This is a genomic window from Nocardioides sp. (assembly GCF_016462705.1).
Lineage (GTDB): Bacteria > Actinomycetota > Actinomycetes > Propionibacteriales > Nocardioidaceae > Nocardioides.
The window spans coordinates 1-7,908 of record NZ_JAEMSS010000188.1; the positions used below are offsets into that span (position 1 = coordinate 1).

Annotated in this window: 11 protein-coding genes; 8 read left to right on the plus strand and 3 right to left on the minus strand. The window is 72.0% G+C overall.

Annotation, left to right across the window (positions count from 1 at the left end; genetic code table 11):
• Positions 1-61 precede the first annotated feature (61 nt).
• From JHD21_RS18560 to JHD21_RS18580, 5 genes are all read left to right on the plus strand, one after another.
• Positions 62-2,107, plus strand: a complete 2,046-nt coding sequence (locus JHD21_RS18560; protein WP_292678229.1) for a UvrD-helicase domain-containing protein — start codon at positions 62-64, stop codon at positions 2,105-2,107.
• Between the two features lie 166 nt (positions 2,108-2,273).
• Complete coding sequence (locus JHD21_RS18565) at positions 2,274-2,510, plus strand: hypothetical protein (protein WP_292678231.1); 237 nt, start codon at positions 2,274-2,276, stop codon at positions 2,508-2,510.
• A 140-nt stretch (positions 2,511-2,650) separates the two neighbouring features.
• Complete coding sequence (locus tag JHD21_RS18570; protein WP_292678233.1) at positions 2,651-2,983, plus strand: WhiB family transcriptional regulator; 333 nt, start codon at positions 2,651-2,653, stop codon at positions 2,981-2,983.
• A gap of 44 nt (positions 2,984-3,027) precedes the next feature.
• The gene (locus tag JHD21_RS18575) at positions 3,028-3,222 is read left to right on the plus strand and encodes a hypothetical protein (protein WP_292678235.1); all 195 of its coding nucleotides are present in this window, start codon (positions 3,028-3,030) and stop codon (positions 3,220-3,222) included.
• Between the two features lie 146 nt (positions 3,223-3,368).
• The gene (locus JHD21_RS18580; RefSeq protein ID WP_292678237.1) at positions 3,369-3,539 is read left to right on the plus strand and encodes a hypothetical protein; all 171 of its coding nucleotides are present in this window, start codon (positions 3,369-3,371) and stop codon (positions 3,537-3,539) included.
• 3 nt (positions 3,540-3,542) lie between these two features.
• On the opposite strand, the gene JHD21_RS18585 is transcribed toward JHD21_RS18580, so the two are convergent.
• Both JHD21_RS18585 and JHD21_RS18590 read right to left on the minus strand, forming a co-directional pair.
• Positions 3,543-4,334, minus strand: a complete 792-nt coding sequence (locus tag JHD21_RS18585; protein ID WP_292678239.1) for a TOMM precursor leader peptide-binding protein — start codon at positions 4,332-4,334, stop codon at positions 3,543-3,545.
• A gap of 124 nt (positions 4,335-4,458) precedes the next feature.
• On the minus strand, positions 4,459-4,617 hold the full coding sequence (locus JHD21_RS18590) for a DUF5679 domain-containing protein (protein ID WP_292678241.1): 159 nt from the start codon (positions 4,615-4,617) through the stop codon (positions 4,459-4,461).
• A 158-nt stretch (positions 4,618-4,775) separates the two neighbouring features.
• Between JHD21_RS18590 and JHD21_RS18595 the strand changes: the two genes are divergently transcribed.
• The 3 genes from JHD21_RS18595 to JHD21_RS18605 all read left to right on the plus strand — a co-directional run bounded on the left by JHD21_RS18595 (position 4,776) and on the right by JHD21_RS18605 (position 7,554).
• The gene (locus tag JHD21_RS18595) at positions 4,776-5,582 is read left to right on the plus strand and encodes an enoyl-CoA hydratase-related protein (RefSeq protein WP_292678243.1); all 807 of its coding nucleotides are present in this window, start codon (positions 4,776-4,778) and stop codon (positions 5,580-5,582) included.
• A 365-nt stretch (positions 5,583-5,947) separates the two neighbouring features.
• Positions 5,948-6,988: a PHP domain-containing protein gene (locus JHD21_RS18600; RefSeq protein WP_292678245.1), complete on the plus strand. Its 1,041-nt coding sequence runs from the start codon at positions 5,948-5,950 to the stop codon at positions 6,986-6,988.
• Between the two features lie 20 nt (positions 6,989-7,008).
• Positions 7,009-7,554, plus strand: a complete 546-nt coding sequence (locus JHD21_RS18605; protein WP_292678246.1) for a M48 family metallopeptidase — start codon at positions 7,009-7,011, stop codon at positions 7,552-7,554.
• Here JHD21_RS18605 and JHD21_RS18610 read toward each other — a convergent pair.
• A partial coding sequence (locus tag JHD21_RS18610; protein ID WP_292678247.1) for an NUDIX domain-containing protein occupies positions 7,555-7,908 on the minus strand: 354 nt, incomplete at its 5' end.

Consider the following 7,908-nt stretch of genomic DNA (forward strand, 5'->3'; position numbering starts at 1 on the left):
CCTCACCACGCCCTTGTTCCGCCCAATCGTCAGCCCAGTACCCCGGGAGACTGTGACCCTCGTGACGTCGGTGACCCACCTGCTCGATGCGCTCGACCCCGAGCAGCGTGAGGTCGCCGAGGCGCTGCGCGGCCCGGTGCGGGTGCTCGCCGGTGCGGGCACCGGGAAGACCCGGGCGATCACCCACCGGATCGCCCACGGCGTCGCCAGCAACGTCTACGCCCCCCACGAGGTCCTCGCGGTGACGTTCACGACCCGGGCGGCCGGCGAGATGCGCGCCCGGTTGCGGGCGCTCGGGGCCGGCGGCGTGCAGGCCCGCACGTTCCACTCCGCCGCGCTGCGGCAGCTGCGCTACTTCTGGCCCCACGTGCACGGCACCGAGCTGCCGCAGATCATCGAGTCCAAGATCGGGCTGCTCGCCGCGGCGGCCCGCAACCAGCGGCTCCGCGCCGACCAGGCGCTGCTGCGGGACCTCGCCTCCGAGATCGAGTGGGCCAAGGTGAGCAACATCGGCGCGGGGCAGTACGCCGCCGCCGCGCAGGCGCGCAACCGCTCGGTCACCGGCCAGTCCCCGGAGGCGGTCGCCCGGATCTTCGACGGCTACGAGGAGGTCAAGCGGGCCCAGGGGCGGATGGACATGGAGGACGTCCTGCTGCTGACCGCCGGGCTCCTGGCCGAGGACGAGCGGGTCGCCGCGCAGGTGCGCCGGCAGTACAAGTGGTTCGTCGTCGACGAGTTCCAGGACGTGTCGCCGCTGCAGTCGGCACTGCTCGACCTGTGGCTCGGTGGTCGCGACGAGCTCTGCGTGGTGGGCGACCCGGCCCAGACGATCTACTCGTTCGCCGGCGCCAACGCCGACTACCTGCGGGACTTCCCGGCCAAGCATCCCGGCACCACCTCGATCGAGCTGGTCCGCAACTACCGCTCCACGCCCCAGGTGGTCGACGCGGCCAACACGCTGCTGGCGGGCACCCGGAGCCAGGGGGTCGCGCTGCGCGCCCAGCAGCCGTCCGGCCCGGCGGTCGAGTTCCACGAGTGGCCCGACGAGGTGGCCGAGGCCAACGCCGTCGCCGCCCAGATCCTGGCGCTGCGCCAGTCCGGGCGGTCGCTGGCGGAGATGGCCGTGCTGTTCCGGATCAACGCCCAGTCGGAGAACCTCGAGGAGGCGCTGGCCGCCCGCGGCATCCCCTACGTCATCCGCGGGGCCGCCAAGTTCTTCGACCGCCCCGAGGTGCGCGAGGCGGTCACGCGGATCCGCGGCGCCGCCCGGTCCGGCCAGGCCGAGGCCGCCGGCGACGGGGTCGTCGACACCGTCCGCGGCACCCTGGCCGGGATGGGCTGGACCGACGAACCGCCCACCGCCCGCGGCCAGACCCGGGACCGCTGGGAGTCCTGGCAGGCGCTGATGGACCAGGCAGCCGAGTTCGAGAGGGCCGGCGGGACGCTGGAGGCGTTCGTCGACGACCTCGACCGGCGCGCCGCCGAGCAGCACGCGCCGGTCGCCGAGGGCGTCACCCTGGCGACGTTCCACGCCGCCAAGGGCCTGGAGTGGGACGCCGTCTTCCTGTGCGGGCTCCAGGACGGCACGCTCCCGATCACCTACGCCGAGACGCCGGCCGCGGTCGAGGAGGAACGCCGGCTGCTCTACGTCGGCATGACCCGGGCCCGGCACGGGCTGTCGCTGTCGTGGTCGCTGGCCCGCCAGCCCGGCGGGAGGGGTTCGCGCAAGCCGTCCCGGTTCCTCGGTCCGCTGCTGCCCGACACGCTGCTCGAGTCCGCGCAGCCGCGCTCGGCCCGGTCCAAGCGGGGGGCCCGCACCTGCCGCGAGTGCGGGCGACCGCTCAGCACCGGCCCGGAGAAGAAGACCGGCCGCTGCGCCGACTGCCCGGCGTCCTACGACGAGGAGCTGTTCGAGCGGCTCCGCGAGTGGCGCAAGGGCCGTGCCGACGCCGAGGAGGTGCCGGCGTTCGTGGTCTTCAGCGACGCCACGCTTCAGCTGATCGCCGAGCTCAAGCCGACGTCCGCCAAGGCCCTGCTCGGCATCTCCGGGATCGGCCCGCAGAAGCTGGAGAAGTACGGCGAGGACGTGCTCGAGCTGGTCAGCTGAGGGCCCCGCAGGGGCTGTTCCCAGGTCGTGGCAGAAAAATTTCGGAAATAGTCATTAAATCGTTTGCCCATGACGGAGCCGAGGCGTTAGCGTCCTCAAAACCAAGACCCGCGTCAACGGAACTGACAACTCCGGACGCCCGAACGCACCGAAGGAGGTGGACCGCATGAGCAGCATCCGCAACTCGTACCCGGCGATGCAGATTCCCGTCTTCTCTGCCCCGTCCACCTTTGGCATGCCCGCGTGCGGTCACGCCTTCGGCTCCGTCGATGTCACCAATGGTGTCGTCGCCGCTCAGGCCGAGGTGCGCGTCAAGGGAGACATGGCTTTCGGAGCCGACGCTCTCGTCGTCCGCACGTACGCCACCCCGGGGACCAGTGCCTGGAGTCCACCGCCGAGTTGAGAGATCAACGCATCGGCAGCCTCCAGGCCGCGGAACCCGACAAGGGATCCGCGGCCTTTCTGTTTATCGAAAGCGCCGCGGGTCCACCCGAAGACCAACGCAACACCCGCGATCAAGGTGAAACGAAGGAGGTGAAACACATGACCATCAGCGTCCTCGACGGCCGGAAGCTCCCGGACAACCTCCAGGAGCCTTCGCTCGGCACCCTGCACGACCAGGCAGGCGCGGTGGACGACGAGAAGCTGCCGTGCCGGGTGAACAACCCGGAGCTGTGGTTCGCGGAGTCGCCCACTGACGTGGAGTACGCCAAGGCCCTGTGCTCGGACTGCCCGGTCCGCGCCCTCTGCCTCGACGGCGCTCTCGAGCGTCGCGAGCCGTGGGGCGTCTGGGGTGGCCAGCTCTTCCTCCAGGGAGTGGTGATCCCCCGCAAGCGCCCCCGTGGCCGTCCCCGCAAGAACGAGGTAGCCGCGTAGCGGTCCCTCTCCCGTCCAGGAACCACAAGGAACCCACACCATCCATGAACGACTTCACCATCAGGAGCAGTGAGATGAACCTCATGAACGAAAACCTCGCGCGCGCGCATATGGCCGCGCGCCTGGGAGAGGCGCAAGCTTTGCGGCGCGGCCGACAGCTGGCCCGCGCCCGCCGACTCAGCCGCAAGGCCGAGCAGGCAGCGCAGCAGGCGCGTCTCGCCCTCGCCCGCGCTCTGTAAGACCTCGATGGGAGCCTCGCGCGTCACGCGAGAACCTCAGCGGGACACCCTGATCGCGGGTGTGAAATCGGAGGACCGGATCCACTCTGGATCCGGTCCTTCGTCATTTCCTGGCGCTGGATCCTCCCGGCGCTAGCCTCGTCGGCATGAGGACCTGCGACTTCTGCGGGCGGCAGGAGGAGGACGACGCCGAGTCCTTGACGACCCTGACGTGGACGGTCGCCGTCGAGAACGGCCGGCGCCGCACGTTCTGCGACGCCTGCTCGCGCGACAACCTGCGGGCCATGGAGGGCAAGCTCGACTCCGAGTGGTGGTGAGCCTCAACCCGCCAGCGCGTCGCCCCAGGCACACCCGCACGCCGGGTGCCGCAGCCATCGGGTCGGGGTGAGGTCGAGCGGGCGGCCCACCGTCAGCGTGGCCGACCAGGTCGCGGGCAGGTCGCCCTCGACGAACGTCACCAGGTCGCGGACCGCCACCGACAGCGCGACCGCCCGCAGCGTGGGGTCGACCGGAGGGGCCACCAGAGGCTCCTGGGTCGCGGCCTGCTCCACCGCCAGTCCCCGGCGCGGGTCGTGCTCCCCGAGGTGGCAGTCCAGGCAGCGCAGGCACGCGGTGTGGCCAGGAGTGACGAACGGGCCGACCACGATCTCGTGACCGTGGTCGCGGACCAGCAGGTGCGGCACCTCGTCGCGGACGAGCGGGTCGAGGATCCCGCGAGGGACCTCGCCGTGCCTGACCACCAGGACCGCGTCTGGCCGGCCGGACGCCCGGGACGGGGGTCGCACGCCCGCGGCCTCGAGCAGGGCGGTCACGCCCGCGTCGACCTCCGGCTCAGCGTCGACGCGGAGCGTCGCCCGGGCGAGCCGGGTACGCCGCTCGGCGGCGTCGTCGGGCACCAGGAGACCGGCGTCGATGATCGCGGCCAGCGCCCGGCCGGCCTCGGGCCCCGGTCGTGGCGGCCGGTTGCCGACCGCCAGGTCGCTGACCAGGCGGCGTACCTCCGGCAGGTCACGCAGCACCGCGCACCGCGGCGGGTCCACGCCGAGCTGCACGTGGTCGGCGTCGCGGCGCACCAGGCGGAGCCCGGGGAGGAGGCGGAACGGTTCGCTCACGGCTCCACGGTCACACGAACCGGCCGCGACCCGCCGGGGCTCTCCACAGCCCCCGACGAGTCATGGGACGACGACGGCGGCGCCCCCGAGGGGACGCCGCCGCCGACGGTGTGCTCTTGGTGCCTCAGGCCTTGCCGAGGATCCGGTTGAGGTTGGTGCTGCACACCGGGCACACGGCCTTCGCCATGCGGGTGCCCTTGTCGTTGACGCGCACCTCGCCCGATGCCTCGCGCTTGGCCTTGCACTTCACGCAGTAGAACTCGCCGCTCCAGGTCTCCGCCATGACGGCCTCCTTGCCTATGTTTTCTTCTCGGTCGTCGCGACGGGGAATGATGAGGAAGCCCGCCGGGGGACCCGCGACTTCTCGCGGGACCTGTTCGAGCCTATGTCACGCTCAGACCGGCGCGTCGGAGGCGCCCGGCGTGCCGTAATTTGCGCCTCATGGCCCTCGCACCGACAGAACTCCGCCATCTGCGTCTCGACCGCCCCTCCGAGGGCGTCGTCGTGCTCACCCTGGACAACCCCGAGATGCGCAACGCGATGTCCGAGGAGATGACCGGCTCCTGGGTCCGGGCCATCGACGACCTGGCCGCGGACCGCTCCGTGCGGGTGGTCGTCGTGACCGGAGAGGGGTCGGCATTCTGCTCCGGCGGCAACACCTCGTGGATCGCCAGCGAGCCCGACGCGACCGTCGACCACCTGCGCACCCGGATGATCGCGTTCTACCGCGCCTGGCTCTCCATCCGGCGGCTCGAGGTGCCCACCATCGCCGCGGTCAACGGGGCCGCCATCGGTGCCGGTCTCTGCCTCGCCCTGGCCTGCGACCTGCGGTACGCCGCGCGCGGGGCCAAGCTGGGCGTGCCGTTCGTCAAGCTCGGCATGCACGCGGGGATGGGCGGCACGCACCTGCTGCCCGAGGTCGTGGGCGAGGCGCACGCCAAGGACCTGCTGCTCACCGGCCGGGTCGTGGACGCCGACGAGGCGCTGCGGATCGGGCTGGTCTCCCGGGTGCTCGAGCCGGCGACGTTCGGCGACGAGGTCCTCGAGATCGCGGCCGGCGTCGCCGCGAGCGCCCCGATCGCTACCCGGCTCACGACGCTCGCGCTGCGCGACGGCGGCCACCCCGACCTGGAGGCGGCGCTGCAGTGGGAGGCGCTGGCGCAGCCGGTCACGCTGGCGACCGCGGACCTGCAGGAGGGCATCGCGGCCAGCAAGGAGAAGCGGCCACCGGTCTTCACCGGCCAGTGACCGGGGGTGGAATGACGAAACCCCCGGGTCCGGCTCGAGAGACCCACCTTCCCCTTGCGGATCTCGCTCGCCGGCCCCGGGGGCCGCGTCTTCGCAGACCGTAGGCGCGCCGTGCCGACGGGGTCAACGTGGCGGCACCCCAGCCTGTGGACAACGCTGTGGACAACGGTGTGCACAAGTGCCGTGGCCCGTGGAGACACGCGGAACGGTCTGGGACAAGCCTGTGGATAACTCTGCTGAAGGATCTCGGAAAACCAGGCTGACCTGCGCAAACGCGGTTCCACCCCATGTGGACGAAAATCAGTTGGCGATGTGGCCTGGGCCACTGGTCCGGCCCAGTCGCCGGTCCGGCCTAGGGTGACGGCGTGTCGTACGACGGTGGCCCGGTCGCGGCCCTGCGCCGGATCGCGTTCCTGCTCGAGCGGGGGCGCGAGGAGACCTACAAGGTCAAGGCCTACCGCAACGCCGCCGCCGCGATCCTGCCCCTCGGGGACGACGCGGTGCGCGAGGCGGTCGAGGCCGGGACGATCACCGACATCCCCGGCGTGGGCGCCAGCACCGCCAAGGCGATCGCCGCCGCCGTCCGGGGCGAGACGCCGGCCCGGCTGGCCGAGCTCGAGGCCGCGCACGGCGGACCGCTCGTCGACGCCGGGAAGGAGCTGCACGCCCGGCTCCGCGGCGACCTGCACTCCCACTCCGACTGGTCCGACGGGGGGTCGCCGATCGAGGAGATGGCGTTCACCGCGATGGAGCTGGGCCACGACTACCAGGTGCTCACCGACCACTCGCCCCGGCTGCGGGTGGCCAACGGGCTGTCCGCCGAGCGGCTGCAGCGCCAGCTCGGGGTGGTCGACGCGGTCAACCAGCACCTGTCGGCCGGGGGCGCGACGTTCACGCTGCTCAAGGGCATCGAGGTCGACATCCTCGACGACGGCAGCCTCGACCAGTCCGAGGAGATGCTGGCCCAGCTCGACGTCCGGGTCGCCAGCGTGCACAGCAAGCTCCGCATGGACTCCCGGCCGATGACCTACCGGATGGTCGAGGCGGTCAAGAACCCGTTCACCAACGTGCTCGGCCACTGCACCGGCCGGATGGTCATGGGCAACCGCGGGACCCGGCCGCCGTCGTCGTTCGACGCCAAGCGGGTCTTCGAGGCCTGCGTCGAGCACGACGTGGCCGTGGAGATCAACTCCCGGCCCGAGCGCCGGGACCCGCCCACCCCGCTGCTGGAGCTGGCCCGCGACATCGGCTGCCTGTTCTCGATCGACTCCGACGCGCACGCGCCGGGACAGCTCGACTTCCTCTGGTACGGCGCCGAGCGGGCCGAGGTGGCCGGGATCGACCCGGACCGGATCGTGACGACCTGGCCCCGGGAGCGACTGCTCGAGTGGGCCGATCCCGGCTGAGTTGCGGCTAGCCTCGGGACATGGGTGGTCGTGCCGACGTCGAGGTGCGCCGCTCCAAGCGCCGGCGTCGTACGGTCTCGGCCTACCGCGACGGTGAGCGCATCGTGGTCCTGATCCCCGCCTCCATGTCCCGCAAGGAGGAGGCGGAGTGGGTCGAGACCATGGTCGAGCGGGTCGAGAGGTCCGAGCGCCAGGCGATCCCCAGTGACGAGCAGCTCTGGGAGCGGGCGATGTGGCTCAACGACAGCTACCTCGGCGGCCTGGCGATGCCCAGCACGGTGCGCTGGGTGTCGAACCAGAAGCAGCGCTGGGGGTCGTGCACCCCGGCCGACCGGACGATCCGGCTCTCCGAGCGGTTGCAGGGGATGCCGCCGTGGGTCGTGGACTACGTGATCGTGCACGAGCTCGCGCACCTGCTCGAGCCCGGTCACGACGCGGCGTTCTGGGGCTGGGTCGACCACTACCCGCACGCCGAGCGGGCCAAGGGCTACCTGCTCGGCTGGTCGGCGGCCTCGCGGATCGAGCCGCCGCCCAGCGAGGAGATGGCCAGCGAGGAGATGGACTGACTAGGCGCGCAGCCGCTCCAGGGACCTGGCGACCAGCCCGGTGTCCGGCTCGGGGAGGGCGTCGGCCGGCCACCAGCGCACGTCCATCGACTCCTCGCTGACCGCAGGCACGGCGCCCGCGGGCGCGACGGCGACGAACCGGACGTCGAGGTGGTGGACCAGCCCCGGCTCACCGCAGAACGTGACCGGGTGCTCGTCGAGGTGCACCGGGTCGGGGTCGAGGACGAGCCCGGTGATGCCGGACTCCTCGGTCGCCTCGCGCAGGGCCGCGGCGGCCAGCGACGCGTCGCCGGGTTCGCAGTGCCCGCCGAGCTGGAACCAGCGCCCGGCCTTGGCGTGCAGCGTCAGCAGCAC